General features: G+C 71.3%; 1 protein-coding gene. It reads right to left on the bottom strand.

Features of this window, described 5'->3' with window-relative positions; all coding sequences use genetic code 11:
• On the bottom strand, positions 1 to 564 hold a 564-nt coding region (locus tag LK10_RS11255), incomplete at both ends, for a class II aldolase/adducin family protein (protein ID WP_043123704.1).

Below are 564 nucleotides of genomic sequence, written 5' to 3'. Positions count from 1 at the left end.
GGAAGTCGTGTGCCCCGCCGAGAGGGGCGGCTGCGATCTCGGACTGGGCGCTCTCCTCGATCGCGGTGACGAGGGCTGCGGTGGCAAGCGGGTCCGGGCCGAAGGCGAGGAGGCCGTGGTTGCCCATCAGGACGGCGCGGGTGGTGGGCTGGAGGGCGAGGGCTTGCTCGATGCCGCGGGTGGAGGCATCGGATCCGCGAGGTCCCCAGGGAACGACCGGGACGGGCTCTGCCTGTCCGGACCTCAGGAGCGGTTCGGTGCGGCAGGGCAGGGGCAGATTGGCCACGGCGAAGGCCGTCGAGGCCGGGGAGTGGGTGTGGATGATCGCCCCGATGTCCTCCCTGAGCCGGTAGAGGAGGGAGTGCATCGCGACGATCTCTGTGTTCTCGGCGGCGAGCTCCCCGTCGAGAACCTCTCCGGATGTGGCCACCAGGGCGAGGCGGTCGGGGGTGAGGGCTCGGATGTTCCCCACCGTGGTCAGGAGGAAGGAACCGGGGCCGGTGCGGGCGCTGAGGTTTCCGTGGCCGGAGTGGGACATGACCCCGGCGGCGAAGAGCTGGTGGG

The organism is Sinomonas humi (genome assembly GCF_000802235.1).
In the GTDB taxonomy this organism is placed as follows: domain Bacteria; phylum Actinomycetota; class Actinomycetes; order Actinomycetales; family Micrococcaceae; genus Sinomonas; species Sinomonas humi.
Note: the sequence above shows the minus strand (reverse complement) of the source record. Positions and strands in the feature narration are given on the sequence as shown.